Raw genomic sequence first — 24,834 nt, 5'->3', positions numbered from 1 at the left:
GGTGCGAATTCTGGTGATGAAGGACGTGGGGCGGTCGGGTCAGGCGTTGTCGCTGTACTGGTTCGGCCAGCGGCGCGGCTTCACGTCGGCGAGCGCCTTCGCGATCTCGGCGATGTGTTCGGGCGTCGTGCCGCAGCAGCCGCCCGCGAGGTTCACGAGCCCGGCTTGCGCGAATTCCTTCAGGAGGCCCGACGTGACGTCCGGCGTCTCGTCGAAGCCCGTCTCGGCCATCGGGTTCGGCAGGCCCGCGTTCGGATAGCACGACACGTACGTGTCGCACAGCTTCGCGAGCTCGGCGATGTACGGGCGCATCAGCGCCGCGCCGAGCGCGCAGTTCAGGCCGAACGTGAGCGGCTTCGCATGGCGCAGCGAATTCCAGAACGCCTCGACCGTCTGGCCCGACAGGATCCGGCCCGACGCATCGGTGACGGTGCCCGAGATCATGATCGGCAGGCGCTCGCCGGTGTCCTCGAACAGCTCGTCGAGCGCGAACAGCGCGGCCTTTGCGTTCAGCGTGTCGAAGATCGTCTCGACGAGGAACAGGTCGACGCCGCCGTCGAGCAGCGCCTTCGCCTGCTGGTAGTACGACGCGCGCAGTTCGTCGAACGTGACGTTGCGCGCGCCCGGGTCGTTGACGTCCGGCGAGATGCTGGCCGTCTTCGGCGTCGGCCCGATCGCGCCTGCGACGAAGCGCGGTTTTTCCGGCGTCGCGTATTTCTCGGCCGCTTCGCGCGCGAGCTTCGCCGATTCGATGTTCATCTGGACGACGAGATCTTCCATCTCGTAGTCGGCCTGCGCGACGGTCGTCGCACCGAACGTGTTGGTCTCGACGATGTCGGCGCCGGCCGCGAAGTACTGGTCGTGAATCTCGCGGATGATCTGCGGCTGGGTGATCGACAGCAGCTCGTTGTTGCCCTTGATGTCGCGCGGGAAATCCTTGAAGCGCTCGCCGCGATACGCGGCTTCGTCGAGCTTGTAGCGCTGGATCATCGTGCCCATCGCGCCGTCGAGGATCAGGATGCGCGACTTGAGCAGCGCGGGCAGAGCGGCGCCGCGCGTGTAGGGCGCGTCGAGCGGGACGGAAGCGGCGAGAGGAGTCGCAGACATGGGCGAGAGACCGGCGAAGACGGGAAAACCGTCATTGTAGCCGGTGCGCATGGGCGCCGCCCGCGTTGCGCCGCGCCGGCCGGGCCGCCAAATGAAAACCCCCGCCGGCGAACCGGGCGGGGGCAGGATCGGAGTGCTCGCGGCGCCGCGTCGATGCACGGCGAATGGCCCGGCCGCACGAGGCGCCGGGCTGCGGGTCGTCAGTGCAGCACGACGGGCATCATCATCAGGCTGTCGAATTGTCCGAGGAATTCGTCGACTTCATCGAGCGACGGTTCATCCTCGATCAACTGCTTCACGTGCGCGCGGAATCGTTCGGCAAGTTCGCCGTCGATGAAGATTTCGCGCTGCGCGTTCTTGTCGACGATTTCATATCCGCCGGCATTCATCAGGTGGTGGCCGGCCTGCGGCGCGAATTCGACGACGCAGTAGTTGGGGCTGTTGTAGATCATTTGCATGGCGGCACTCCTCTTCGCAGTGGCATCTGGCCTTGTTGTCCCCTAGGTGGGGCGAGCCTTGCCGGTTTCAAGGGGCTTGCGCTGCACACCCCGTTCCCGTTTGCGTGGGGTGTATCGGTTAGAAGCCGATGTCTATGAAACGTTTCCCATTGTCTGCCGGTGGACTGAAATAGTTGTTAAAGAGTGTCATCGGCCATTTCACGGAAATCTGTAATCGGTCGAAATTGCCGAATCGCGTGCATTGGCGCGCGAGTTCACTGTGTGACAGGCGATGTGACAGGCGAGGGCGCGGGCGGTGCAGCCGGTTGTGCCGGCGGTTGCACGGTGGCCGGCGGTGCGGGTTGTGCCGGTTCCGCAGCGGGAGCGGTCGATGCGTCGGGCGCCGGTGCACCGGCGGGCCCGTGCGTTGCGCCGCCTGCCGGTGTTTCGTCGGACGGCACTTCGTCGGACGGCGCGCCCGGCGCCGCGAGCCGGCCATGCCACAACAGCTCGATCTGCGCGCCGTTCGGTTCGGTCTGCACGAGCCGCGCGGGCAGCCAGCCGAGCGACGGCGCGAGCCACATGTCGATGCGGCGCGTGTCGCCGTCGCGCCGCGGCAGACGCATGAAGTGCCGCGCGCCGATGATGCCGGCCTGCGTCTGCACCTGCTCGTCGCCGATCACGGTGATCGGCCAGGTTTCGCCGCTGTTGTTGTCGATCACGAAGAACTGCTGCGTGACGCCCGGCTTGTACGCAGACGGATTGCCGCGCACGAGCCCCGACAGCTGCATCAGCATGCTGAAGCGATCCTGCACGCCGTCGGGCAGCGGTGCGTTGTTCGGCGTGCGCGTGAACACGACCTGCCGGATCTCGCGGTTGAAGATCGCGATGTCTTCCGGCCGCTTGCCGCGCTTCTCGACGTAGCGGTCGGGCGCGACGCCGAACGCGTCGATGCGGCCCTCGCTGCGGTAGGTGAACGGGCCGACGAACGGCACGGGCATCGACACCGACAGATCGTAGGTGTGCCCGTCGGTGCGCCAGTGGATCGTGCCGATCATGTTCTGCATGCCGTTGTAGAACGTGTCGTACTGCAGGTCGCCGGACGGCGGCGCGGCGAACTTCACGCCGTTCGTCGCGGGGCCCGGCGTCGCGGCGCTGGCGGCACCGGCAGCCGACGCGGCAGGCGGGCCCGATGCGGCAGGCACGCCACTCGCTGCGGACGCGGCGGCCGGCGGCTCGCCGTGTTCGTCCGTTTGCGTCGACGTGAGGACGGGCTCAGGCGCGGGTTTCGGTGCGGCGGCCTTCGGGGCAGCCGGGGCGGGCGCGGCCGGCCGCTCGACCGGCTTCGGCGCAGGCGGCGCGGGCTGGCGCTCGATCGGTTGCGGTTTCAGCAGCTCGATCTGCACGGGGACTTCGGCGGGCGCGGGCGGCGTGAACGCGTCGCGGTTGCGCATCAGCCAGAACGCGGCAAGCGCATGCAGCACCAGCACGATGACGAGCGCAATGCCCACGCGCAGCCAGTGGCGGGGCAAGGCGTGACTCGGGCGGGTGTCGGCAGGCTGCATGGGCATCGGAACAGGATCGGGGCGTCGCGTGACGTCGGGTGCGCAACGCGCGCCACAGGAATCGGACTGTCGAATGCGCCGCGCGTTCGCGCCGCTTGACGGGCAGGTGCCCGGGGGCGGGTGCCGGATGCGTCAGGCGTCGCGTGCGTCGGGACTATAGCCGAGTTCGTAAGACAGTTTCTGCGCGCAGGCGCGCAGCGCGGTGTCGATCTCACCGCCCCATGCGATGTCGAACGAGCCTTCCTGGCCGAGCGCGACGATCGCGAGCGCGAGTTCGCCGACCGCATCGAACACGGGCATGCAGAACGCGTGGATCGTCGGCAGCAGCATCCCCTCGACGCGCGCGGCCTCGTGCCGGCGTACGTCGGCGAGCACCGCGTCGACCTCGTCGAGCGTGCGCGGGCCGCCGTGGTGCGGCGAGCGGCGCGTATCGGCGAGTTCGCGCTCGAGCATCGCGGCGGTCTTGCTGCGCGGCAGGTACGCGGCGAACAGCAGCCCCGTCGCGGAGCCGAGCAGCGGCATCACGTCGCCGAGCTTCAGCGACGCCTTCGCCGGGTGGCTCGATTCCATCCAGTGCACGATCGTCGGCCCCTGGTTGCCCCATACCGCGATGCCGACCGTCTGGTCGAGGCGGTCGCGGAATTCGGTCAGTGCGATCCGCGCGAGCTTCACGCCGTCGACGCGCGCAAGCCGCGCGAGCCCCATCTGCAGCGCGAAGCCGCCGAGCTCGTAGCGGCCCGAGACGGGGTCCTGCGACACCACGCCGAGCCGCGAGAAGCTGACCAGGTAGCGATGCGCCTTCGCAGGACTCATGCCCGCGCGCTGCGCGAGGTCGCGCAGCATCATCGCGCGCGGCTCGCTCGTCAGCACGTCGAGCAGGCGGAAGCCGACCTCGATCGACTGGATGCCGGAACGGACCTTCTCGCCGTGCTCGCCGGAAGCGGCGTCGTCGGTGTCGGAGTCGGCGAGATCGTCGTCGGGAAGCGGGCTGGCGGGCATGGGCGGCAGGTGCGCGAAAAGGCGGCAGGAATCGGGGAGAAAACAGCGCGCACAATCGCAGCGCGCCGCAGGGATTCACCATCGTAAAATAGATTCCCTCCATCGTCACTACAACGGCAGAGTCCCCCTTATGAAACTTGCTTCGCTGAAGGACGGCACGCGCGACGGCCAGCTGATCGTCGTGTCGCGCGACCTGCACACCGCGGCGATCGCCGATGCGATCGCGCCGACGCTGCAGCGCGTCCTCGACGACTGGGCGTTCTACGCGCCGCAACTGCGCGACCTGTACGACGCGCTGAACCACGGCCGCGCGCGCAATGCGTTCGCGTTCGATCCTGCCAACTGCATGGCGCCGCTGCCGCGCGCGTTCCAGTGGGCCGACGGCTCCGCGTACGTGAACCACGTCGAGCTCGTGCGCCGCGCGCGCGGTGCCGAGATGCCGCCCGAATTCTGGACCGACCCGCTGATGTACCAGGGCGGCAGCGACGATTTTCTCGGGGCCCGCGACGACGTCGTGTGCCCGTCCGAGGAATGGGGCATCGATTTCGAGGCGGAAGTCGCGGTGATCACCGGCGACGTGCGGATGAGCGCGACGCCCGACGAAGCGCTGAAGGGCGTGCGGCTCGTGACGCTGGTGAACGACGTGTCGCTGCGCAACCTGATTCCGGCCGAGCTCGCGAAAGGCTTCGGCTTCTTCCAGAGCAAGCCGGCCACCGCGTTCGCACCGGTCGCCGTGACGCCCGACGAGCTCGGCGACGAATGGCGCGAAGGCCGCGTGCACCGGCCGATGATCGTCCACTGGAACGGCAAGAAGGTCGGCCAGCCCGATGCCGGCACCGACATGGTGTTCCACTTCGGCCAGCTGATTGCGCACGCGGCGAAGACGCGTAACCTGCGCGCCGGTTCGATCGTCGGCTCGGGCACGGTGTCGAACAAGGACGCGAAGCGCGGCTACTGCTGCATCGCCGAGAAGCGCTGCCTCGAGACGATCGAGCACGGCGCGCCGCAGACGGAATTCATGCGCTACGGCGACACCGTGCGCATCGAGATGTTCGACACGGCCGGCAAGTCGATCTTCGGCGCGATCGAGCAGTCGGTCGCGCCGCCCGACGGCGCGGCGTAAGCCGCGCGGAGCACGCAGCGCGCCGCTTTCGCGAAACCCGGGCCCGGCCCGCGCGCCGGGTTTCGCCCGATGTTTGCCCGCGCGGGCTTGGCTACACTCGATTCAGGGGTTCGAGAACCTCGAGCAAGGAGCAGCGCATGGCCGATCTCGCCGCGTACGGCGGTTACGAAGCACTGAAGGTGACGCGCCGCGACCATGGCGTGCTCGACATCGTGATGAGCGGCGAGGGCGCGAACCGCAGCGGCCTCGCGACCGCGAACGCACGCATGCATCGCGAGCTCGCCGACATCTGGCGCGACGTCGACCGCGATCCCGACACGCGCGTCGCGGTGATCCGCGGCGAAGGCAAGGGCTTCTCGGCGGGCGGCGACCTCGCGCTCGTCGAGGACATGGCGAACGACTTCGACGTGCGTGCCCGCGTATGGCGCGAGGCGCGCGACCTGGTCTACAACGTGATCAACTGCAGCAAGCCGATCGTCTCGGCGATGCATGGCCCGGCCGTCGGCGCGGGGCTCGTCGCCGGGCTGCTCGCCGACATCTCGATCGCCGCGAAGGATGCGCGCATCATCGACGGCCACACGCGGCTCGGCGTCGCGGCCGGCGACCACGCGGCGATCGTGTGGCCGCTGCTGTGCGGGATGGCGAAGGCGAAGTACTACCTGATGCTGTGCGAGCCGGTGAGCGGCGAGGAGGCCGAGCGGATCGGGCTGGTGTCGCTCGCGGTCGAGCCGGCCGACCTGCTGCCGAAGGCCTACGAAGTGGCCGAGCGGCTCGCGCACGGTTCGCAGTCGGCGATCCGCTGGACCAAGTACGCATTGAACAACTGGCTGCGCACGGCCGGCCCGACCTTTGATACGTCGCTGGCGCTCGAATTCATGGGCTTTTCCGGGCCCGACGTGCAGGAAGGCATTCGCTCGCTGCGCGAGCGCCGCCCGCCAGAGTTTCCCGGCGACGCGCCGTTCTGACACGCGCCGGCGCTATGATCGACCCAGGCGCGGCTCGCGCGACGCATGGCGGCCGCCTCGCTCTCACCCAGTCAACCAGGATGCCCGTATGACGACCGATGCCTCCGGCTCCAACCCTTTCGCCGGCTTTGCCGGCTTCAAGCCCGCCGACATGATGGACCGGATGTGGGACATGATGCGGATGTCGCCGTTCGGCGGGATGACGTCGTTCCCGGGCGCCACGCAAGGGCTGCCGCCGTCGCTGTCGAGCATGTCCGACATGATGGCGCCGCTCACGAGCGTCGAGGAACTCGACAAGCGGATCACCGATCTGCGCGCGGTCGAGCAGTGGCTGAAGCTCAATCTCGGGATGCTGCAGTCGGCGATCCAGGCGCTCGAGGTGCAGCGCGCGACGCTTGCGACGCTGCGTGCGTTCGGTGCGTTCGCGCAGAGCTCGATGTCGGCGGCCGAGGAAGCGGCCGTCGCGGCCGCGCATGCGGCGAAACAGGCGTCGGGCGATGCATCGCCGGCGCCGGAGGCCGACGCGTCGGATGCGGCGGCGGGCGACGCCGCGCCGCAGGCCTTCGACCCGTCGGGCTGGTGGAACCTGCTGCAGTCGCAGTTCAACCAGCTCGCGAGCCTCGCGATGGCGCAGCCGGGCATGCAGCCCGCCGCGCCGGGCGATGCGCCGCCGGACGCGGCCGCTTCGCCGGAGCCGGCCGCGAAGCCGGCACCGGCCGCCGCCGCGCCGCGCAAGCCTGCCGCGAAGCGCGCGAAGTCCGCCGGTTCGGCCGGTTCGGCCGCGGCGCGTGCGGCTGCCGCTTCGTCGCCCGAAACCCGTCCGCCGAAGCGTTCGACGTGACGCGGCGCAGGTAGCAGGTCGATCATGCGGCTCGCGCTCGTTCTGATGGGAGGCGGCGCACGCGCCGCCTATCAGGTCGGCGTGCTGAAAGCGCTGGCCGAGATCGCGCGCGAGGCCGATCCGTTGCGGCACACGCTGCCGTTCGCGGTCGTGTGCGGCTCGTCGGCCGGCGCGATCAACGCGACGTCGATCGCGAGCCACGCGGACGACTTTTCCCATGGCGTGCGGCGCCTGCTCGAATTCTGGGAGCCGTTGCGCGCCGACTACGTGTATCGCACCGACTGGCTCGGCGTCGCGGCCGCCGGCGCACGCTGGCTGGCGACGATGACCTTCGGCTGGGCGGCCCGCCGCTCGCCGCGCGGGTTGCTCGACAATGCGCCGCTCGCGCATCTGTTGCAGCGCGAGCTGAGCTTCCACCGGATCGAGCAGATGCTCGAGGCGCGCCTGCTGCACGCGCTCGCGGTGACGGCGCTCAGCTATTCGAGCGGCCGCCACCTCACGTTCTACCAGGCGGCGCAGCCGATCCAGGCGTGGCGGCGCGCGCAGCGCACCGCGCGGCTCGTCGACCTGTCGGCGTCGCACCTGCTCGCGTCGTCGGCGATTCCGTTCGTGTTCCCGGCCGTGCCGCTCGTGCTCGACGGGCAGATCGAATACTTCGGCGACGGGTCGATCCGGCAGATTGCGCCGCTGTCGCCAGCCATTCACTTCGGCGCGGACCGGATCGTCGTGGTCGGTGCGGCCGACCCGCGGCCCGAGATTCCGGCCGCGAACGGCCACGGGCTGGTGCGCGGCTACCCGACGCTCGCGCAGATCGGCCAGCAGGTGCTCGCGAGCGTGTTCCTCGACTCGATCGGCTCGGACATCGAGCGCATCGAGCACATCAACCGGATGATCGAGCACCTGCCGCACCAGGTCGAGGTGGACAGCGGCTGGCGGCACGTCGACGTGCTCGCGATCGCGCCGTCCGAGCGCATCGAGCTGATCGCCGCGAAGCACCTGAAGCAGATGCCGGCGACGATGCGCGGGCTGCTCGGCGCGATCGGCGGCAGCCAGCCGGCCGGTGCGTCGTTCGCGAGCTACCTGCTGTTCGAGGAGGCATTTACGCGTGAACTGATCGAGCTCGGCTACCGCGACGGGCGCGCGCAGCGCGACACGCTGGCGGGCTGGATTGCGCGGGCGGACGGCGGCAGCGCGCCTTCCGCCGGCATGCCGCCGGAAGGCGGAGTCGCGACCGGCGAAATACGGGTCTGATGCTTGCAGGAGAATGTAAGGTTGCGTTTTCGCGACGGTCGGCCGCGACCGATCGCCGCACCGCGATTGGCGGCGCACGACCGGGCGGGCGTCTCGGAACCGTCATGCACGCGTGATATCATGGCCGCCGCCGTATACACCATATCGAGCAGCCCGCCGATCCGGCATCCGCACGGGACCTTTCGGGAACCCGCCTGGGGCAGGGGACGGGCGCGCCAACGAGCCGGCCAGCGCCGGCCCCCACTCAGGCAAGCGTGCAGCCGGTTCCGTTCGCGGAGCGGCTGCGGCATGCCGCAACGGCGGCGCGCGGCCGCCCGGCTGCCGGACGAGGAATCACCGTCCGGCGGGCCGGTTTCCCGCGTAAAATTAGAGTCTTGGCTGCAAAAAGCGCGCTCGGGCGTGCTTGCGCGGCAACAGTCACGTTTAGAGAAGTCGCATTGCGCAGAACAGGGGTGGGACCATCATGAACACGATGCTTTATCCGGAACTTTACCGATCGCTCGAAGCCGTCCGCTGGGACATGGAGAAGGACATTCCGTGGGACAAGTTCGACGCTTCGCTGCTCACCGACGAGCAGGCGAAGACGATCAAGATGAACGCGATCACCGAATGGTCGGCGCTGCCCGCGACGGAAATGTTCCTGCGCGACAACCAGCACGACAGCGACTTTTCCGCGTTCATGAGCGTGTGGTTCTTCGAAGAGCAGAAGCATTCGCTCGTGCTGATGGAATACCTGCGCCGCTTCAAGCCGGAAATGGTGCCGACCGAAGAGGAGCTGCACGCGGTGCGCTTCCAGTTCGACCCGGCGCCGCCGCTCGAGACGCTGATGCTGCACTTCTGCGGCGAGATCCGCCTGAACCACTGGTACCGTTGCGCGGCCGACTGGCACACCGAGCCGGTCATCAAGCAGATCTACGAAACGATCTCGCGCGATGAAGCACGCCACGGCGGCGCGTACCTGCGCTACATGAAGAAGGCGCTGAACAACTGCGGCGACGTCGCACGTGCCGCGTTCGCGAAGATCGGCGTGCTGATGGCGTCGGCGCGCCGCACCGAGAAGCCGCTGCACCCGACCAACCTGCACGTGAACCAGGCGCTGTTCCCGCGCGACACCGTGCAGTCGCGCCTGCCCGATCCGGAATGGCTCGAGCGCTGGCTCGACGAGCAGATCCGTTTCGACGGCGAGTGGGAAAAGAAGGTCGTCGAGCGGATCCTGCACAACCTGTCGATCCTGTTCGAGCGCACGTTCGCGACCGCACAGGAACTGAACCGCTACCGCAAGGAAGTCACCGGCCGCCTGCAGGCCGAAAGCGGCCCGTCGTCGGCCGCGCAGCCGGCCTGAGGCCGGTTGGCGCCGCACCCGGCGTGAATCGCGCCGGCCGCGTCGCGCGATGTCGTAACCGTTGCATGAAGCCCGCCCGGTCAGTCCGGCGGGCTTTTTATCTGGCGCCGCCGCCGCGTGCGCCGTTGCCCATTCCGTCCGACTTCCATCATGTCCGCCACCTTCGAACGCAAGCTGATCACCCGTGATGCCCTCGTCGCCCTGCGCGCCACGCTGCCGTCGCCCGTCGTGTTCACCAACGGCGTGTTCGACATCCTGCATCGCGGCCACGTCACGTATCTCGCCGACGCGAAAGCGCTCGGCGCATGCCTGATCGTCGGCGTGAACAGCGACGCGTCGGTGCGCATGCTCGGCAAGGGCGACGACCGGCCGATCAATCGCGAGGAAGACCGCGCGGCGCTCCTCGCGGCGCTGGAAAGCGTCGACTGGGTCGTGACGTTCGAGGAAAAGACGCCCGTGTCGCTGATCGAGGCCGTCCGGCCGGACATTCTCGTGAAGGGCGGCGACTACGACATGGATGCGTTGCCGGAATCGGCGCTGGTGCGTGGCTGGGGTGGCCGGGCGCTGGCGATTCCGTTCGAGCACGATCGCTCGACCACCGCGTTGCTGAAGAAGGTGCGCGCGCAGCAGTCCTGAGCGCGACCCGGCGCCGTCAGGGCGCGGATGCTGCGAGCGGCTCGGCGGTGACGCCCGGCGGCGCGATCGGGCCGCCGATGACGGGCTGGTCGGTGGCCTGCGCGAGCGGCGTCACGCGCAGCGCCTCGGGCCGCACCTGCCGCGCCAGCACGCCGGGTTCGCGCGGGCCGGCCGCCGGCAGCGGCCCGAACACGCCGCGCACCACCACGAACGCAAGCATGTTGGCGAGAAAGAGAACAGCGATCAGCCAGCGCAGCATCGTCGACACTCCTCGTCGTCATTGAAGTGGTTCACGTCATTCAATCGGGCCGGCCGCATCGCCGGCTATTTCATGCGTCCCGTTGACCGCGCGTGCGAGCTGCCGTCATGGCGCGGCCCGTCTCCACCGTCATCGTGACGCAGGCCCGAACGGGCGCATGTTGCCGTGCGCCGGCGCGATGCCGGCGCCTTTCCGTCACGCCTGGGCCGCCGCTTCCGCGGCGATCAGCGCGAGCCCGGACAGGATCAGCGCATCGTGCCGCGTATGCGGGAGCGTCAGCGCTCGCGCGACGTCGTCCGCCGCGCCGCCGGCCAGCACGAGCCGCACGGGCGCCTGCCATGCATCCGCGAGATCGCGCCACGCGCGTTCGATCAGCCCGGCCTGCGCGTACAGGCAACCGGCCGACAGCGAGCGCGGCGTGTCGACCTGGAACGGTTCGGCCTGCGCACCCGCGAGCAGGCCGCTCGCGATGTCGGTGGTCAGCGTCGGCAACTGCGCGGTGTGCGTGCCGAGCGCGCGCATCATCAGCGCCCAGCCCGGTGCGATCAGCCCACCCGTGAAGCGGCCGTCCGCGCGCAGCGCCTCGAGCGTCGTCGCGGTGCCGAACGTCGCGATCAGCAGGTGCTCGCCCGGAAACGCCGCGTGCGCGCCGATCAGGCCGGCCCAGCGGTCGCTGCCGAGCTGCTCGGGCGTCGTATAGCCGTTCGTTACGCCGCATTGCGTCTGACGCGAACGTATCGTCGTGCGTGGCAGGCCCGGCCAGCATGCATCGAGCAGCGTGTCGAGCCGAGCGGCCACGTCGGCGCCCGCGACGTTCGAGATCCACGCGCCGCGCGGACGCGGCAGCGTCGACCAGTCCGGATCGGCGCCGCCGTCGCGTGTATGGCCGAACGCGCCCGTCTCGACGAGCGTGCGCTGCACATCCGCGAGCGCCCACTTGATCCGGCTGTTGCCGGCGTCGATCAGCAGGTGCGGCTCGTTCATTGCGCTTCGCGCAGCGACACGTCGCCGGCGGCGATCGCCTGCACGCCGTCCGGCGTATCGAGCAGCAGCTGGCCGGTCGCGTCGATGCCCGTCGCGACGCCGCGCACGCGTTCGACACCCTGTTCGAGCAGGACGACTTCGCACCCCGCATACGCGTGCAGCGCGTGCCAGCGCGGCAGGAACGGCGCGAGCCCTTCGGCGCCGAACTGCGCGAGCGCCGGCGTGAGCGCGTTCAGCGACGCGGCGAGCGTATCGGTCAGGTTGGCCGATGCGCACGCGATCGACAGCGCGGCGGGCGGCAGCCCGCTCGCGAGCGTCGCTTCGCGCGCACGCAGCGCGTCGACCTGCGCGGCGACGGCCTCCGCGCCGCGCACGTTGATGCCGAAGCCGATCACGACGGCGGTGGCGTCGGCGGTGGTCCAAGCGGTCTCGATCAGGATCCCGGCGAGCTTGCCGACGATGCGTGGCGTGCCGTTGTCGGTGGCGGTCAGCAGCAGGTCGTTCGGCCACTTGAGCGCGACGCGAGTATGGGCGTCGAGCGGCAACGCGGCCAGTCCTTCGGCGAGCGCAACGCCGATCGCGATGCTGAGGCCGCCGAGTGCTTCGACGGGGCGCGGCACGATGCAGCCGACCGAGCACAGCAGCGCATTGCCGGGCTGCGCGAACCACGGGCGGCCCTGCCGGCCGCGGCCGGCCGTCTGCTCGAACGCGACGCGCACGAGCGGCGCGGGCAGCGCGTTCGCCTTGCGCGGCAGCGCCTTGAGCCGGGTCGCGACGTCGGCGTTGGTCGAGCCGGTGGCGGCGACGATGTCGAGCGGCCACGCACGCGGCGCGGCGTCCAGGTGCGCCTCGAGCCGGTTGCGCGCGATGTGCGCGTCGCCGGAATCGGGCGTGTCGGAGGAGGTGGGGGCGTTCATGGCGCCTATTGTAGCGACAGGGGGCGATGGCGCGTCGGCAAGCGGGGCGACGGTCATTTCCTCGGGCGGCAGGGGCCGATGGATGCGCGATGCTTCGCGCGAATGTGTTCGTGCCGAATCGAGAGAAGTTGCATTCGGGTAGTCGAGTGCATATGAGCTGGAATCACCGTAGCTCCGACATTCCGATTGATCGATCGACGAAACGTCGTCGACCGATATCGATTGATCGGTATTTCGAATTCGTATGATGGATTTCTTTGTGTCGACCGTGCATTTTGGTGCGAGGAGATTTGCGCGGATAGCGACGAGAGGGAGTCCGGATGAATGGTGGCGAGAAATGGTTACGCGGGCCTTCGTTGGTTGGCGTCGGCCGGTGGATGGCTAGCGGCGGCCGGTATGCCGCTGGCAGGCTGACGTATGTCGAATGGGCGTCGCCCGGTACTTTCGCGGATGAGCGTTGCTCGGGCGCGATGAGCCGAGGCGGCGCCGCATGATCCGCTATTTCCTCGCCAAGGGCGACCGGGGCGGCAGCGCGACGATCACTGAAGGACTGGAATGCGTCACGTGTTCCAATCCACCGCCGCGGGTGCAGATCGCCACGCTCTATATGAAGACCTACTGCACGGCTTGCAAGCAGGTGGGGTTTGTCGCGCCGAAAGGCCCCCGCTTGCCCGGCAGGGCACCGAATGGTCAGGGATGGGCGCTGAGCGGGGATATCAATGCATGTGGGTGCAGTCCGCCGCTTGTGTTCTATGCCGAACGGGGCATGAAGATGCGGGTCGGGGACGGGTCCACCGAGCGGAAAGGGCTGGGAGACGAACATTCTCACCTGCCCGTCGGTGGTGCGGAATGCGACGAGCAGTATGTATTGAAAAACGAGAAAACGGGGCAGCCTTTGGTAGGTGTGCCGTATCGAATACATACCAGTTCCGGACGTGTCTTCAGCGGTATGACTGATAGTGCCGGGCACACACAGCGCGTAGCAACGCGCTACGCGGAAAAATTGAGAATTGAAATAGTGGAGCATGGCCATGCCGCACGATGACTACGAATACGTGACTGTGCATGACTCAGCCATGACGAATACGACGCATGGTTCGAAGATCGAGCTTTTATTGGCAGTCGACGGGCCGCCAATCTGCAAAAACATGACGGACGCGGAATTTCGGAAGAAAGTCCTGACGTTGCGCGACGATGCCGTAAAAATAATCACGCAGAGAGTCGACGAACTCGATGTCTGGAGAGAGCCTGCGCGGGCGAGAGTCAGAGAGTGGTTCGGGGTCGCCGACGAGCCCACTCGCGGTGCGCTGACGAACGGATTGGCGGCGTTGATCACCGTCATGAACGGATTGACGGCAAGGAATTTCGTTCGCTCCGATCCCGACCTTGATCGGGCTCTCGGCTGTACGCCAAATACCAAAAATCTAGACGGCGAAGTTGCGCACGTTTGCGGCCCCGATACCGCCACGCACACGATATCGATTTCCCCGAAGTTCTGTGAGCTTCCGGATACGAGTGCGGGTACGTTTTCCTCGATGCAACTGACCATTGTTCACGAGTGTGTGCATTTTCGGGATACATTCGGAGCGATTGACTACAAGAACACCTATGGACAATTTCTCAGCAGGCGGCTCGCCAAAGAGGTCCCGACAATGGCGATCAGGAATGCGGACAATATTGCGTGGTATATCTTGTGCATCGATTAGCCTTGTGGGGCTTTGTGCTTCAAGCGTCGTGTTTGCTTGCAGCTTTTCCTTGCAATACGCAAGTAAGCTCGACCTCGGCGTCGTGGCCATTTCGAATGCTGACCGGATTGCGCTCGCCAGCTTGTTGGTGACCGTTCGGAACAGTGCGGCCAACAATGGTCCCGTCGTGATCTACGGATATGCCGACGAGCATGAGCGCGACGCAATTTCGATCGCCCGTACTCGGGCGAATGCTGTCCGAGCGTATCTGCTCGATCTCGGCGTAGCAAAAGATCGGATTCACATGGACTCTAAAATCTGGCGAAGCAACTCCGTTGTTCCGTCGAGTAAACGCAATCAGATAGAAATAGAGTTCATTCCAGCGTGTTCATCGGAAGGTTGCGAGAATCCGTGCGGTACGGTCCTGCCGGAGCAGAAGTAACGACGCAAGGTATTCGCATGCGAGATATCCCCGCAGTGGCGTTGCGTCGCGCCAGCGCTCCACCTCCTTAGCGCCGCATCTCAATCCGCTCCAGCGCCTTGATGTCCTCCTCGGACGTCATTTCGCACGCCAGCAGCGTCTTGCCCTTCAGCGCCGGGCCCTGGCGGGCCGACACGAGGATCAGCGCACCGCCGGGGCCGCGGACCGTCAGCCGGCGCGAATAGCCGACGGACGACGCGCCCAGCAGGTTGCCCTTCTCGAGGGTGAGCTGGTAGCGCTTCGCGAGCTGGTCGGCGACCTCGCCGTCCACGAGCACGCCGATCCCGGTACTGACGAACACGACCTGCTGCGTCGTGAAGCCATCGCGGTGGATCGGCTCCGGCAGGCGATAGACCGCAGCGCCCAGCATCGACTCGTCCGGTTTCGGATCGGCTGCCTTGGCGGTGTTGTAGATCGAGTCCATCAGGTCCGACGTGAACGGCGGCTTGCAAAGCGCGGCGTCGAAGATGTCGGGCTGGGCGGGCGGCGCGGCGAGTGCGGTGAGCGGGGCGGCGGCGATGGTAACGGCGACGGCGCCGACGGCAGCGGCACCACGCCAGGAAAGGCGATGGGACATGGACGCAGTTCTCTCAGGTTTTATTGTGAGGCTGCATGTTAATGCATTGCCGCGCGCCGAACGACCGGCATGGAGCGGCCCGATGGCGGCAATGCAACCGGCGCGCGGGCCCGCGCCCCGCGATCGATTCCGTTGCCGGGTGATCGATGCGCGGGGCGTCGGGGCATGCGCGTCATGCAGCCGGTGAAATGCCGGTTCGTGCGCGTGCGTGCGAAAGTACCGTCAAGGCGCGACGACCGGGTGCTTCAGCGCGTGCGCGGTCTCGATCCACTGCGCATGGAACTCGTCCGCGTTGGGCTTGAGCCCGAGCTCGCCGTTGCGATAGGCCATCGCGAGCGTCTGCACGGCTTCCGGCAGCTCGTGCTCGGCGGCGCGGCGATACAGCGCCAGCGCGCGCGCCTCGTCGCGCGGCACGCCGCTGCCTTCTCGGTACGCGTTCGCGAGCATGAAGTCCGCGGCCGGGATGTCCGCGCGCGACGCGACGTCGAACCAGTGCGCGGCCTGCACGGGATCGGCGGCGACGCCGTAACCGCTGCGATAGATCAGCCCGAGGTAATACGCGGCGGCCGGGTCGCCCTGCGCGGCCGCTTCGCCGAGCAGCGTGCGGGCGCGTGCGTAGTCCTTCGGCATGTCGCTGCTGCCGAGCAGCAACGCCTTGCCGAGCGCGAGCTGCGCACGCCGGGCGGCCGGCGCGTCGGCCTTGCTGTTTGCCGCCGCAGCCGTTTCCAGCCAGCCGCGCCCCTCGTCGCGCAGGCCCGGTTCGCGCGCGTCGACGAGCGCAATGCCGAGCGCCGCCTGCGCGTCGCCCGAGCCGCGGCGCGCCAGCGTGCGCAACTGCGCGAGCGCGTGCGGCTCGGTGGCCTGCGTGACCATCGCCTGCCACTCGTCGAGCTGCGCGGCGCTCGGCGCGGGGCCGGCGCCGCGCAGGCCGGTCGCCGCGACGACGGCCGCGACGGTCACGGCCGCCGCCGCGAGCAGCGCGGCCGGCGGGAGTTTCGCGCGCAGCAGGCGCCGCGCGGCGGCGGCGAGGCCGGTTTCGGCCGGCCGCATCGTCCGGATCGGTTGCATCGCGGGTCTCATTGCGTGAGGTCGATTTCGTAGGTGGCGAGGTTCTTGCCCGAGCCGTCGTCGGCCGCGACCTGCGTGATGCCGGTCAGGCCGGCCGCCGCCGCGTCGCCGAGGCGGTTCGGCGCGGATGCGAACTGCACGTGCGCGACCGAGCTCGCGAGCTTCGTGAAGCGCCAGCTGCGCTGTGCGCCGTCGGCCACGCGCGTGATTGCGCCGCGCTTCTTGACGAACGCGATCAGCACGTCGCGGTTCGCGTCGGGCGACGCGAAGATCGTCTTGCTGCCGTCGAGGCCCGGGAAGTTGCCGCCGCCGCTCGCGCGGTAGTTGTTGGTCGCGACGATGAACTGCGCGTTCGGGTCGATCGCCGCGCCCTTGTACGTCAGGTTCTTGATCCGGCTGCCGACCGGCTGCGTGACGTCGATTTCGTACGCGAGATCGGCCGACGTGAACATGTCGAAGTTGTAGCCGGGGAACGTGCTGACGAGCGGCTGCACGGTCGCCTTGGTCGGGTCGATGCGGTTGAAGCGCTTCGCGGCCGTTTCGAGCCAGTTCTTCACGTCGGCGCCGCTCACCTTCACCGCGTACACGGTGTTCGGGTACAGGTACAGGTCGGCCGCGTTGTTGATCGCGAGTGCGCCCGGCGCGACGTCGGTGTAGTCGGTGCCGCCGCCGAAGCCGCTCTTGAACGGCGCGCTGACCGACAGCACCGGCAGCGACGCGTATTGCGGCAGGTTCGCCTGCACGTAGGTCTTCACGTAGTCCGCCTGCGCCTCGTTGACGATCTGGATCGCGCCCGGGTCGCCGACATCGGCGAAGTACGAGTTCATCCGGTAGTCGGTCGAGCCGATCGGCGTCTTCACGTAGTCGATCGTCGCCTGGTGCTCGGCGGCGATCGCGGCGGAGACCGACGGGTCGGCCGCGACGTAGCTCTTGTCGGCGTTCTGGATCGGTCGCGCCTCGACGGTCGTCAGCGACTTGTCGACGCTCCACGTCTTGCCGTCGAACTTCAGGCCGAGCTTGATCACGCCGAGGTGCTTGCCCCAGTAGTTGGCCATCACGGTCGGCACGCCGTTGACGGTGCCCTTGACCTTGTCGACGCCCGGCAGGTTGAACTGCGACACGGTGCTGTTCGCGTCCGGGAACACCTGGTGCGAGTGGCCGATCAGCATCGCGTCGATGCCGGTCACCTTCGACAGCCACCAGCTGCCGTTCTCCATCGTCGGCGAATACGCGGAATTGTCGAGGCCGCCGTGCGAGATCGCGACGACGAGATCGGCGCCCTTCGCGCGCATCTCCGGAATGTACTTCTCGGCGGCTTCCTTCAGGCCGGTCGTGTAGACCTTGCCGTCGAGCCAGCGCTTGTCCCAGCTCATGATCGCGGGCGGCGTGAAGCCGATGATGCCGATCTTCACGGGCGCGCTGACCGTCTTGCCGTCCGGCGTCGTCGCGGTCACGGTGCGGGTCAGGATCGTGTACGGCGTGAACAGTGGCGCGTTGGTCTTCGCGCTGATCACGTTCGCGAGCACCTGCGGGAAGTTCGGGCCCGCGCACTTCTTCTGCTGGGCCGGCGCCGGCAGGCCGTCGACCTCGAACGTGTTGCCGGTCACCTGCGACAGGTACGGCAGCCCGTAGTTGAATTCGTGATTGCCGATCCCGCCGCCGTCGAATTTCGCCGCGTTCATCACCTTGTAGATCGCGAGCGTCTGGTCGCAGCCGACCGGCTTCACGAGCGCCTGGTAGTCCGACAGCGCGGTGCCCTGGATCGTGTCGCCGTTGTCGAGCAGCAGCGTGTTCGGATACTGCGCACGCGCTTGCGCGATCAGCGTCGACACGCGCTCGAAGCCGAGCGAGTTGTCGGCGGCGAGCTTGAAATAGTCATACGACAGCACGTTGGTGTGCAGATCGGTCGTCTCGAGCAGGGCGAGCGTGGCCGTCGTGCCGACGGGCGCCTGGGCCGCCGGCGGCGTCGAGGGCGGCGACGTGACGTCGTCGCCGCCACAGGCGGCGAGGATGAAGGCGAGGCTGGCGAGCGCGGCGATGGCCGGCACGCGACGGCGGGAAGGCAGGGGGAGACGCATCGGTTGTCCTGTTCGGTGTTCTGTTTTATGGAATGCGAGAGTCGCAACGCATGGCGGCGCGGGGCGCCGACGGCCTGAGGTGCGGCGCGTGAGAGTATCGAAAGGAATCGTGACGGAAGAATGAAAGGTGATGAAGCCGGCAACGGGCCGGCGGCGTCGGCTCTCACGCATCCCCCGGGGCCGGCGTTCCCGGCCTGGCTCCCCCGGCCGGGCGCACCACCGAAATCCTCACGTCGCGTCGTCGGACGGTTCGCTACAATGGCCGCTGTCACCTTTTTGCAAACAACCCGCCCTTGGACTTCGAGACTCCTCCCGGCCTGTCGGTCGACGCCGGCGGCCAGGGCCAGACGGTGCGCCTGACCGGCCAGTGGACCGCGCTCGCGCTTGCACGCAATCGCGGCGCGGTGGCGCGCCGTATCGCGAGCATCGCGTCCGGGCGCGTGAGCGAATGGGATCTGTCCGGCATCGAGCGGCTCGACCACGTCGGCGGCCAGGCGCTGTGGCGCGTGTGGGGCCGCAAGCTGCCGGCCGGCGTCGCGCTGAGCGCCACGCAGCGCACGATCTTCGAGCGCATCGAGCGGCTCGACAGCCAGCGCGAGGCGCCCGAGCGCATCGTGCGGTTCGATCCCGTCACGCGGCTCGGCCAGGCGATCTTCGGGTTCGGCGAACACCTGCAGGGCGGCATCGCGATGTTCGGCCTCGTGATCCTCGATGCGCTGTCGGTGCTGCGTCACCCGAAGACGATGCCGTGGAAGGAAACCTCGGCGAACATCTACAGCGCCGGCGCGCAGGCGCTGCCGATCACCGCGCTCGTCGCGTTCCTGATCGGCATCGTGCTCAGCTACCTGTCCGCGCAGCAGCTGCAGATGTTCGGCGCGAACCGCTACATCGTGAACATCCTCGGGCTGTCGGTGATCCGCGAGCTCGGCCCGGTGCTGTCGGCGATTCTCGTCGCGGGCCGCTCGGGCTCGGCGATTACCGCGCAGATCGGCGTGATGCGCGTGACCGAGGAGCTCGACGCGATGCGCGTGATGGGCATCCCGCACGGGTTGCGGCTGATCCTGCCGCGCGTGTTCGCGCTCGGCATTGCAATGCCGCTGCTCGTGATGTGGACCAACATCATCGCGCTGACGGGCGGCGCGCTCGCCGCGAAGCTCGTACTCGGCATCGACGTCAACTATTTCGTGCGCTCGCTGCCCGGCGTCGTGCCGATCGCGAACCTGTACATCGGGGTCGGCAAGGGCGTCGTGTTCGGCATGCTGATCGCGCTGGTCGCCTGCCATTTCGGCTTCCGCATCAAGGCGAACTCGCAGAGCCTCGGCGAAGGCACGACCACGTCGGTCGTGTCGTCGATCACGGTCGTGATCCTTGCCGACGCGGTGTTCGCGATCCTGTTCCAGAACGTGGGGCTCGGATGAACGCTTCGAACGAAACGACCGCGCACGCCGCGGCCATCGGCGCCGGGTCGGCTGCGGCGGCCGATGCCGACGACCTCGTGATCGAGGTGCGCAACCTGACCAAGCGCTACGGGCGCAACATCATTCACCAGAAGCTCGACTTCGACGTGCGGCGCGGCGAGATCGTGGCGATCGTCGGCGGCTCGGGCTCCGGCAAGACCACCCTCGTGCGGCAGATCCTCGGCCTCGAGCGGCCGACGTCGGGCACGATCAAGGTGTTCGGCGAGGACACGGCGACGATCGACGACGCGAGCGCGCGGATGATGCGCACGCGCTCCGGGATGCTGTTCCAGCAGGGCGCGCTGTTCTCGTCGATGACGGTGTTCGACAACGTCGCGCAGCCGCTGCGCGAGCTCGGCCGCGTGCCGCCGGACCTGCTGCACGACATCGTGATGCTGAAGCTCGAGATGGTCGGGCTGCCGTGCAAGCACGCATCGAAGATGCCGGCCGCGCTGTCGGGTGGGATGGTCAAGCGGGTGGGCATCGCGCGCGCGATCGCGCTCGAGCCCGAGCTGCTGTTCCTCGACGAGCCGACGGCCGGCCTCGATCCGCAGGCGTCGGACGAATTCGTCGAGCTGATCGCGACGCTGCACCGCACGCTCGGGCTGACCGTCGTGATGGTGACGCACGATCTCGACACGATGGTCGCGCTGTCGACGCGCGTCGCGGTGCTGGCCGACCGCAAGGTGCTGGTCGCCGCGCCGGTCGAGGAGGCCGCGAACGTCGACCATCCGTTCATCCACGAATATTTCCTGGGGCTGCGCGGGCGCCGCGCATTGCAGGCGCTGCCGCCCGAGCGGCGCGCGAAGCTGCCGAAGGCGGCCCTCGAACCGGCGCTGTCGAGCGTCGAGCTGTAGGAGCAAGGAATCCGCGAATGGAAAACAAATCACATGCGTTCTGGGCCGGCCTGTTCACGATCGCGCTGACGCTCGCGATCGCGGGCACCGTGTTCTGGTTCAACGTCGACCGCACCGTGCGCGTGCCGTACGACCTGCTCGCGCGGACCAACGTGACGGGGCTGTTCCCGGACGCGGCCGTGCGCTTTCGCGGCCTCGACGTCGGCAAGGTGCAGTCGATCGGCTTCGATCGCGCGCACCCGGGCCAGATCCGGATCCGGATCCTCGTCGACCACGATGCGCCGATCACGCAGTCGACCTACGGCAGCCTCGGCTTCCAGGGCGTGACGGGCATCGCGTTCGTGCAGCTCGAGGACACGGGCCGCGATCTCGCGCCGCTGCCGTCGTCGGCGAAGGCGATCGCGCAGATCCCGATGCGCCCGAGCCTGTTCGACCAGATCCAGGAGCGCGGCGACGTGCTGCTGCGGCAGCTCGAACTGGCCGCGAAGAGCGCGAATGCGCTGATGTCGCCCGAGATGCGCGAGCAGTTGCGCGCGACCGCCGAGAGCCTGCAGCACGCGGCCGATGGCGCCGCCACGCTGACGAAGCAGCTCGGCCCGGCGGTCACCGCGTTGCCGGAGACGATGCACGAGGTGAACCGCGCAATGGCGTCGGCGAACACGCTGCTGCAGCCGAACGGGCCGCTCGTGTCGAACCTGGACAAGGCCGGCACGGCCGCGGAGCAGGTCGGTATCGCGCTGAACGATCTCAACGCGCGCGTGCAGTACGACACGCTGCCGCGTTTCAACGCGCTCGCCGGCAACGTCGGCGACGCATCGCGGCAATTGAAGGACGTGGCCGGTGAACTTGGCCGCAATCCGCGCAGTCTGTTGTTCGGTTCGCCCGGCGCGGCGCCGGGGCCCGGCGAGCCCGGCTTCGTCTGGCCGGGTGCGGCGGCCGGGCAGTGACACCCATCGAAACCGGAAACATCATGCAGGAACACGCCATGCCACGAATCCTTGACCGCGCGCTGCGTCCCGCCGCGGCCGCGCTTGCCGTGCTGACGCTGTCGTTCGCCGCCGGCTGCGCCGGCAACAGCGCGGTGCTGTCGAATGTGCGCTACGACCTCGGACCGGCCACGTCGGTCGTGTCCGCAGGCCCGGGGCCCGCGCTGAAGGTGCTCGACGTCGCCGCGCCCGACGCGCTCGACTCCGACAAGTTCGCCTACCGCCTCGCGTATGTGGACGCGCAGCATGTGGCCGTCTACCGCGACAGCCGCTGGACTGCGCCGCCCGCCCAGCTGCTCACGCAGCGGCTGCGCGGCGCGCTGTCGTCGCGCGGCACGGTGCTCGAAGGCACCGACGGCGTGCGCGCGCCGACCCTCAAGGTCGACCTGAACGAATTCGAACAGGTGTTCGACGGCCAGTCGCAGAGCCACGGCGCCGTCACCGCGCGTGCGACGCTGATGCTGGACGGCAAGGTGCTGGGCCAGCGCACGTTCGTTGCACGTGCGCCGTCGAGCACGCCCGATGCGGCGGGCGGCGCTCGCGCGCTCGCGACCGCGAGCGATCAGCTCGTGTCGCAGATCGCCGCGTGGGTCGGCATGCAGGCGTACGCGGGCACGCCGTGACGCGTGCCGCGCAGCCGCGATGAGTGCGACCGGCACGCCTCGCGCATCGCCGCTCGCGCGGCAGGCCTTTGCCGCTTACGCGGCGCTCGTCGTCTACGCGTCGTTGTATCCGTTCGGCGGCTGGGTGTCGCTCGGCATCGGGCCGTTCGACTACCTGTTCGCGCCGATGCAGCGCTACGTGACTGCATTCGACGTCGTCACGAACGTAGTCGGCTACATGCCGTTCGGCGCGCTCGCCGTGCTCGCGCTGCACCCGCGCTGGCGCGGCGTGGCCGCGACGCTGATCGCGGCCGGGCTCGGCGTGCTGCTGTCGGGCTCGATGGAAGCGCTGCAAACCTACCTGCCGACGCGCGTCGCGTCGAATCTCGATCTCGCGGCCAATGCGCTCGGTGCGCTGCTGGGCGCCGCGCTCGTCGCGCCGGCCACCGGTGCGCTGCTCGATCGCGGCGCGCTGCGCCGGCTGCGCTTCGCGTGGTTCGAGGACGACGGCGCGACGCCGCTGCTGCTCGCCGGGCTGTGGCCGTTCGCGATCCTGTTCCCGTCGCCGTTCCTGTTCGGCATCGGCGACTGGCCGGCCGCGCTGTGGGAGCGCGCCGACGCGTCGATGCAGGACGCGCTGCTTGCGTGGCTGCCGGCCGCATGGCGCGTGGGCGAATGGCCCGAGCGCGTCGACGGCTGGCTGTCCGATTCCGCATGGGAGGCCGCGCTCGGCGGGTTGATGCTGTTCGCCGCACTGACGATCGCGTCGCTCGCGATGCGGCCGCGTGCGCCGCGTATCCGGCTCCTGATCGCGCTCGTCGCCGCGACGCTCGTGCTGAAGGCGGCCGCGACGTTCATGCAGTCGGCCACCGGCCTCGTCGTCGTGTGGGCGACGCCCGGCGCGCGGCTCGGGATCGAGCTCGGCTTCGCGGCCGCGCTTGTCGCGCTGCACGTGCCGGCGACCGGGCGTGCGACGCTCGCGGCGCTCGCGCTGCTGGCCGGCGTGGCGCTCGTGAACCTGCTGCCGGTCAATCCGTTCTTCGACTTCACGCTGTCGGGCTGGCGGCAGGGCCGCTACGTGCACTTCAACAGCCTCGCGCGCTGGCTCGCGTGGATCTGGCCGTACGCGGCGCTGATCTGGCTCGGCCAGCGCGTCGAGCATGCGTGGCTGCCGGCTGCCTTGCGCCGGTGACGCGAGGGCTGCGGCGCCGCGGTCGTGGCGGTATCGCAGGCAGCGGCGCGTGCCCCTCGCTATAATCTTCGGCATGAGTGCAGTGTTCGGCACCCATCGGTACCGAACACTGCACGCCCGTTGCCCCGCGCAGCGGCAACCGCTCCTCTTTCCGCACGGCCTCGCGCCGGGCCGCTCGTCACCATCATGGATTCCTACTACCAGCACCACGTCTTCTTCTGCCTGAACCAGCGCGAACCGGGCGCCGAACGCCCGAGCTGCGCGCAATGCGACGCGCAGACCATGCAGGAATACGCGAAAAAGCGCGTGAAGGAACTCGGCCTCGCGGGGCCCGGCAAGGTCCGCATCAACAAGGCCGGCTGCCTCGACCGCTGCGAGGAAGGGCCCGTGATGGTCGTGTATCCGGAAGGCACGTGGTACACGTACGTCGACCAGGCCGACATCGACGAGATCGTCGAGTCGCACCTGCGCGACGGCAAGGTCGTCGACCGCCTGAAGATCTGAGCGGGCCGGCCGAATGAACGTTCATACGCAGAAGTCGCTGATCGCGGGCCCGGTCGGGCAGATCGAAATCGCCGTCGACCTCCCCGACGCAGTACGCGAAAGCGGCGCCGCGCCGCGCGGCATCGCGCTCGTCGCGCATCCGCATCCGCTGTTCGGCGGCACGATGGACAACAAGGTCGCGCAAACTCTTGCGCGTACGCTCGTGCAGCTGAACTACGTTGTGTTCCGGTCGAACTTCCGCGGCGTCGGCGCGACCGAAGGCGTGCACGACAACGGCACCGGCGAGGCCGACGACCTGCTCGCGGTGCTCGCGCACATGCGCGCGCAGCCCGCATATGCCGACCTGCCGCTCGTGCTCGCGGGCTTCTCGTTCGGCACCTTCGTGCTGTCGCACGTGGCGAAGCGGCTGCGCGACGCGGGCGAGACGATCGAACGGATGGTGTTCGTCGGCACGGCCGCGAGCCGCTGGCAGGTGGCCGACGTGCCCGAGAACACGCTCGTGATCCACGGCGAAACCGACGACACGGTGCCGATCGCTTCCGTGTACGACTGGGCGCGGCCGCAGGAACTGCCGGTCGTCGTGATCCCCGGCGCCGAGCATTTCCTGCATCGCAAGCTGCACGTGCTGAAGCGCATCATCGTCGACGCATGGCGCTAGCCAGAGTGCGGGTGCCGGCATGACGCCGGCGGCCTGCGTCGCTTCCTGCACATGACCTCCGGCCCTCGCCTGAGGCGCGCTTTTCTTCACGCGACGTCGCGCCGCACCGTGCGGCGCCGCCCCGCTTCCACCTCGCCTGCGCATGCCTTTCGCACACCTTCGCGTGCGATGACGGGCAACTTGCCGCCACCCCGCGCCCGGTGCCGATGTGCAACTGTCCGGCGCCAGGTTCGCGAAAACGCCCTGCGCGGCCACGTATAATG

The 24,834-nt window shown here is 68.6% G+C and carries 26 protein-coding genes; 15 read left to right on the top strand and 11 right to left on the bottom strand.

Annotated elements, in window-relative coordinates:
- Positions 1 to 39: 39 nt before the first annotated feature.
- The 4 genes from C5O79_RS25075 to C5O79_RS25055 form a co-directional block, all read right to left on the bottom strand.
- Complete coding sequence (locus C5O79_RS25075; RefSeq protein ID WP_131931821.1) at positions 40 to 1,107, bottom strand: homocysteine S-methyltransferase family protein; 1,068 nt, start codon at positions 1,105 to 1,107, stop codon at positions 40 to 42.
- Positions 1,108 to 1,307: 200 nt separating this feature from the next.
- Positions 1,308 to 1,565, bottom strand: a complete 258-nt coding sequence (locus C5O79_RS25070) for a DUF3567 domain-containing protein (protein ID WP_006477667.1) — start codon at positions 1,563 to 1,565, stop codon at positions 1,308 to 1,310.
- Positions 1,566 to 1,819: 254 nt separating this feature from the next.
- On the bottom strand, positions 1,820 to 3,115 hold the full coding sequence (locus tag C5O79_RS25060) for a DUF3108 domain-containing protein (protein ID WP_131931819.1): 1,296 nt from the start codon (positions 3,113 to 3,115) through the stop codon (positions 1,820 to 1,822).
- Between the two features lie 126 nt (positions 3,116 to 3,241).
- Positions 3,242 to 4,108, bottom strand: a complete 867-nt coding sequence (locus tag C5O79_RS25055) for an IclR family transcriptional regulator (protein ID WP_011353357.1) — start codon at positions 4,106 to 4,108, stop codon at positions 3,242 to 3,244.
- 130 nt (positions 4,109 to 4,238) lie between these two features.
- On the opposite strand from C5O79_RS25055, the gene C5O79_RS25050 reads away from it, so the two are divergent.
- The 6 genes from C5O79_RS25050 (at position 4,239) to rfaE2 (ending at position 10,266) form a co-directional block, all read left to right on the top strand.
- Positions 4,239 to 5,231, top strand: a complete 993-nt coding sequence (locus tag C5O79_RS25050) for a fumarylacetoacetate hydrolase family protein (RefSeq protein ID WP_047852275.1) — start codon at positions 4,239 to 4,241, stop codon at positions 5,229 to 5,231.
- Positions 5,232 to 5,368: 137 nt separating this feature from the next.
- Positions 5,369 to 6,196 (top strand): enoyl-CoA hydratase/isomerase family protein, encoded by an 828-nt coding sequence (locus C5O79_RS25045; RefSeq protein WP_039346345.1) that lies wholly within the window; start codon positions 5,369 to 5,371, stop codon positions 6,194 to 6,196.
- An 88-nt stretch (positions 6,197 to 6,284) separates the two neighbouring features.
- On the top strand, positions 6,285 to 7,037 hold the full coding sequence (locus C5O79_RS25040) for a PhaM family polyhydroxyalkanoate granule multifunctional regulatory protein (RefSeq protein ID WP_124647728.1): 753 nt from the start codon (positions 6,285 to 6,287) through the stop codon (positions 7,035 to 7,037).
- Between the two features lie 24 nt (positions 7,038 to 7,061).
- Positions 7,062 to 8,288, top strand: a complete 1,227-nt coding sequence (locus C5O79_RS25035) for a patatin-like phospholipase family protein (RefSeq protein WP_046544320.1) — start codon at positions 7,062 to 7,064, stop codon at positions 8,286 to 8,288.
- 463 nt (positions 8,289 to 8,751) lie between these two features.
- Entirely contained in the window at positions 8,752 to 9,630 is an 879-nt protein-coding gene (locus tag C5O79_RS25025) for a diiron oxygenase (protein WP_011353352.1), read from the top strand.
- Between the two features lie 150 nt (positions 9,631 to 9,780).
- Positions 9,781 to 10,266, top strand: a complete 486-nt coding sequence (rfaE2, locus tag C5O79_RS25020) for a D-glycero-beta-D-manno-heptose 1-phosphate adenylyltransferase (RefSeq protein ID WP_039346335.1) — start codon at positions 9,781 to 9,783, stop codon at positions 10,264 to 10,266.
- A gap of 16 nt (positions 10,267 to 10,282) precedes the next feature.
- Here the strand turns inward: rfaE2 and C5O79_RS25015 are convergent, their stop codons facing one another.
- From C5O79_RS25015 to C5O79_RS25005, 3 genes are all read right to left on the bottom strand, one after another.
- Positions 10,283 to 10,525: a hypothetical protein gene (locus C5O79_RS25015; protein WP_046546230.1), complete on the bottom strand. Its 243-nt coding sequence runs from the start codon at positions 10,523 to 10,525 to the stop codon at positions 10,283 to 10,285.
- A 195-nt stretch (positions 10,526 to 10,720) separates the two neighbouring features.
- Complete coding sequence (locus tag C5O79_RS25010) at positions 10,721 to 11,509, bottom strand: type III pantothenate kinase (protein WP_046544321.1); 789 nt, start codon at positions 11,507 to 11,509, stop codon at positions 10,721 to 10,723.
- On the bottom strand, positions 11,506 to 12,426 hold the full coding sequence (locus C5O79_RS25005; RefSeq protein ID WP_047852273.1) for a biotin--[acetyl-CoA-carboxylase] ligase: 921 nt from the start codon (positions 12,424 to 12,426) through the stop codon (positions 11,506 to 11,508). Before C5O79_RS25005 ends, C5O79_RS25010 begins: the two co-directional genes overlap by 4 nt.
- A 490-nt stretch (positions 12,427 to 12,916) precedes the next feature.
- Between C5O79_RS25005 and C5O79_RS25000 the strand changes: the two genes are divergently transcribed.
- Together C5O79_RS25000 and C5O79_RS24995 are read left to right on the top strand one after the other, a co-directional pair.
- Positions 12,917 to 13,471 (top strand): hypothetical protein, encoded by a 555-nt coding sequence (locus C5O79_RS25000; protein WP_081421227.1) that lies wholly within the window; start codon positions 12,917 to 12,919, stop codon positions 13,469 to 13,471.
- Positions 13,458 to 14,132, top strand: a complete 675-nt coding sequence (locus tag C5O79_RS24995) for a M35 family metallo-endopeptidase (protein WP_047852683.1) — start codon at positions 13,458 to 13,460, stop codon at positions 14,130 to 14,132. The genes C5O79_RS25000 and C5O79_RS24995 overlap by 14 nt, the downstream gene beginning before the upstream one ends.
- A gap of 19 nt (positions 14,133 to 14,151) precedes the next feature.
- On the opposite strand, the gene C5O79_RS38640 is transcribed toward C5O79_RS24995, so the two are convergent.
- The 4 genes from C5O79_RS38640 to C5O79_RS24975 form a co-directional block, all read right to left on the bottom strand.
- Positions 14,152 to 14,415 (bottom strand): hypothetical protein, encoded by a 264-nt coding sequence (locus C5O79_RS38640; RefSeq protein WP_240687924.1) that lies wholly within the window; start codon positions 14,413 to 14,415, stop codon positions 14,152 to 14,154.
- Between the two features lie 205 nt (positions 14,416 to 14,620).
- The gene (locus tag C5O79_RS24985; protein ID WP_047852272.1) at positions 14,621 to 15,169 is read right to left on the bottom strand and encodes a hypothetical protein; all 549 of its coding nucleotides are present in this window, start codon (positions 15,167 to 15,169) and stop codon (positions 14,621 to 14,623) included.
- 222 nt (positions 15,170 to 15,391) lie between these two features.
- Positions 15,392 to 16,237 carry a tetratricopeptide repeat protein gene (locus C5O79_RS24980; protein ID WP_047852271.1) on the bottom strand — a complete coding sequence of 282 codons (846 nt, stop codon included), beginning with the start codon at positions 16,235 to 16,237 and terminating at the stop codon, positions 15,392 to 15,394.
- 8 nt (positions 16,238 to 16,245) lie between these two features.
- Positions 16,246 to 18,315 carry a bifunctional 2',3'-cyclic-nucleotide 2'-phosphodiesterase/3'-nucleotidase gene (locus C5O79_RS24975; RefSeq protein ID WP_047852270.1) on the bottom strand — a complete coding sequence of 690 codons (2,070 nt, stop codon included), beginning with the start codon at positions 18,313 to 18,315 and terminating at the stop codon, positions 16,246 to 16,248.
- 194 nt (positions 18,316 to 18,509) lie between these two features.
- On the opposite strand from C5O79_RS24975, the gene C5O79_RS24970 reads away from it, so the two are divergent.
- From C5O79_RS24970 to C5O79_RS24940, 7 genes are all read left to right on the top strand, one after another.
- Positions 18,510 to 19,733 carry an ABC transporter permease gene (locus C5O79_RS24970; protein WP_226237935.1) on the top strand — a complete coding sequence of 408 codons (1,224 nt, stop codon included), beginning with the start codon at positions 18,510 to 18,512 and terminating at the stop codon, positions 19,731 to 19,733.
- The gene (locus tag C5O79_RS24965; RefSeq protein WP_046544328.1) at positions 19,730 to 20,629 is read left to right on the top strand and encodes an ABC transporter ATP-binding protein; all 900 of its coding nucleotides are present in this window, start codon (positions 19,730 to 19,732) and stop codon (positions 20,627 to 20,629) included. The genes C5O79_RS24970 and C5O79_RS24965 overlap by 4 nt, the downstream gene beginning before the upstream one ends.
- Positions 20,630 to 20,646: 17 nt before the next feature.
- Positions 20,647 to 21,576: an MlaD family protein gene (locus tag C5O79_RS24960; protein WP_047852268.1), complete on the top strand. Its 930-nt coding sequence runs from the start codon at positions 20,647 to 20,649 to the stop codon at positions 21,574 to 21,576.
- 38 nt (positions 21,577 to 21,614) lie between these two features.
- Complete coding sequence (locus C5O79_RS24955; protein WP_047852682.1) at positions 21,615 to 22,238, top strand: PqiC family protein; 624 nt, start codon at positions 21,615 to 21,617, stop codon at positions 22,236 to 22,238.
- 19 nt (positions 22,239 to 22,257) lie between these two features.
- Complete coding sequence (locus C5O79_RS24950; protein WP_046544330.1) at positions 22,258 to 23,409, top strand: VanZ family protein; 1,152 nt, start codon at positions 22,258 to 22,260, stop codon at positions 23,407 to 23,409.
- 186 nt (positions 23,410 to 23,595) lie between these two features.
- Positions 23,596 to 23,913, top strand: coding sequence for a ferredoxin (locus C5O79_RS24945; protein ID WP_011694422.1), 318 nt, complete (start codon positions 23,596 to 23,598; stop codon positions 23,911 to 23,913).
- Between the two features lie 13 nt (positions 23,914 to 23,926).
- Positions 23,927 to 24,571 (top strand): alpha/beta hydrolase, encoded by a 645-nt coding sequence (locus tag C5O79_RS24940; RefSeq protein ID WP_034198940.1) that lies wholly within the window; start codon positions 23,927 to 23,929, stop codon positions 24,569 to 24,571.
- Positions 24,572 to 24,834 lie beyond the last annotated feature (263 nt).

This window comes from Burkholderia sp. SRS-25, assembly GCF_004343765.1.
GTDB classification, from domain to species: domain Bacteria; phylum Pseudomonadota; class Gammaproteobacteria; order Burkholderiales; family Burkholderiaceae; genus Burkholderia; species Burkholderia contaminans.
This window is presented reverse-complemented; position numbering and strand designations above follow the sequence as displayed.

Excerpts from the sequence above, each read along its gene's own strand:
- C5O79_RS25075 (WP_131931821.1), bottom strand. The coding sequence starts at position 1,107 with ATGTCTGCGACTCCTCTCGCCGCTTCCGTCCCGCTCGACGCGCCCTAC.
- C5O79_RS25050 (WP_047852275.1), top strand. The coding sequence starts at position 4,239 with ATGAAACTTGCTTCGCTGAAGGACGGCACGCGCGACGGCCAGCTGATC.
- C5O79_RS24940 (WP_034198940.1), top strand. The coding sequence starts at position 23,927 with ATGAACGTTCATACGCAGAAGTCGCTGATCGCGGGCCCGGTCGGGCAG.
- C5O79_RS25010 (WP_046544321.1), bottom strand. The coding sequence starts at position 11,509 with ATGAACGAGCCGCACCTGCTGATCGACGCCGGCAACAGCCGGATCAAG.
- C5O79_RS24975 (WP_047852270.1), bottom strand. The coding sequence starts at position 18,315 with ATGCGTCTCCCCCTGCCTTCCCGCCGTCGCGTGCCGGCCATCGCCGCG.
- C5O79_RS24995 (WP_047852683.1), top strand. The coding sequence starts at position 13,458 with ATGCCGCACGATGACTACGAATACGTGACTGTGCATGACTCAGCCATG.
- C5O79_RS25040 (WP_124647728.1), top strand. The coding sequence starts at position 6,285 with ATGACGACCGATGCCTCCGGCTCCAACCCTTTCGCCGGCTTTGCCGGC.
- C5O79_RS25015 (WP_046546230.1), bottom strand. The coding sequence starts at position 10,525 with ATGCTGCGCTGGCTGATCGCTGTTCTCTTTCTCGCCAACATGCTTGCG.
- C5O79_RS24945 (WP_011694422.1), top strand. The coding sequence starts at position 23,596 with ATGGATTCCTACTACCAGCACCACGTCTTCTTCTGCCTGAACCAGCGC.
- rfaE2 (WP_039346335.1), top strand. The coding sequence starts at position 9,781 with ATGTCCGCCACCTTCGAACGCAAGCTGATCACCCGTGATGCCCTCGTC.
- C5O79_RS25060 (WP_131931819.1), bottom strand. The coding sequence starts at position 3,115 with ATGCCCATGCAGCCTGCCGACACCCGCCCGAGTCACGCCTTGCCCCGC.
- C5O79_RS25055 (WP_011353357.1), bottom strand. The coding sequence starts at position 4,108 with ATGCCCGCCAGCCCGCTTCCCGACGACGATCTCGCCGACTCCGACACC.
- C5O79_RS24960 (WP_047852268.1), top strand. The coding sequence starts at position 20,647 with ATGGAAAACAAATCACATGCGTTCTGGGCCGGCCTGTTCACGATCGCG.
- C5O79_RS24985 (WP_047852272.1), bottom strand. The coding sequence starts at position 15,169 with ATGTCCCATCGCCTTTCCTGGCGTGGTGCCGCTGCCGTCGGCGCCGTC.
- C5O79_RS25000 (WP_081421227.1), top strand. The coding sequence starts at position 12,917 with ATGATCCGCTATTTCCTCGCCAAGGGCGACCGGGGCGGCAGCGCGACG.
- C5O79_RS25035 (WP_046544320.1), top strand. The coding sequence starts at position 7,062 with ATGCGGCTCGCGCTCGTTCTGATGGGAGGCGGCGCACGCGCCGCCTAT.
- C5O79_RS24980 (WP_047852271.1), bottom strand. The coding sequence starts at position 16,237 with ATGCAACCGATCCGGACGATGCGGCCGGCCGAAACCGGCCTCGCCGCC.
- C5O79_RS24955 (WP_047852682.1), top strand. The coding sequence starts at position 21,615 with ATGCCACGAATCCTTGACCGCGCGCTGCGTCCCGCCGCGGCCGCGCTT.
- C5O79_RS24950 (WP_046544330.1), top strand. The coding sequence starts at position 22,258 with ATGAGTGCGACCGGCACGCCTCGCGCATCGCCGCTCGCGCGGCAGGCC.
- C5O79_RS25070 (WP_006477667.1), bottom strand. The coding sequence starts at position 1,565 with ATGCAAATGATCTACAACAGCCCCAACTACTGCGTCGTCGAATTCGCG.
- C5O79_RS25025 (WP_011353352.1), top strand. The coding sequence starts at position 8,752 with ATGAACACGATGCTTTATCCGGAACTTTACCGATCGCTCGAAGCCGTC.
- C5O79_RS24965 (WP_046544328.1), top strand. The coding sequence starts at position 19,730 with ATGAACGCTTCGAACGAAACGACCGCGCACGCCGCGGCCATCGGCGCC.
- C5O79_RS25045 (WP_039346345.1), top strand. The coding sequence starts at position 5,369 with ATGGCCGATCTCGCCGCGTACGGCGGTTACGAAGCACTGAAGGTGACG.
- C5O79_RS25005 (WP_047852273.1), bottom strand. The coding sequence starts at position 12,426 with ATGAACGCCCCCACCTCCTCCGACACGCCCGATTCCGGCGACGCGCAC.